The 285-nt window shown below is 37.5% G+C and carries 1 protein-coding gene; it reads left to right on the forward strand.

The genetic code is table 11. The annotated features are described in order from the left end of the window. Positions 1–285: TonB-dependent receptor plug domain-containing protein (locus tag SB764_RS39435; RefSeq protein WP_410866673.1), on the forward strand; the 285-nt coding region annotated here is incomplete at both ends.

Here is a 285-nt window from a genome sequence, read left to right on the forward strand (position 1 = left end):
GCATTAGTAGGGGGAACGACAAATACAGGAAATGTGGCTTCACTTCTTTCTGGTAAAGTAGCAGGTTTACAGGTTAATACAAACAACAACTTTGGAGGATCTGCCAATCTTTTGATAAGAGGGTATAAGTCTCTATCCGGAGGATCTCCTCTTATTGTAATAGATGGATCTCCTGTTAATAATAATAGCGTTACAGGATCAATTTTTGATTATGGAAACTTTCTTTCTGATATCAACCAGGAAGACATTGAGTCTGTTAACGTATTAAAAGGTGCAGCAGCTTCT

The sequence above is a fragment of the Paraburkholderia sp. SIMBA_027 genome (assembly GCF_046535315.1).
Taxonomy (GTDB): Bacteria; Pseudomonadota; Gammaproteobacteria; order Burkholderiales; family Burkholderiaceae; genus Paraburkholderia; species Paraburkholderia tropica.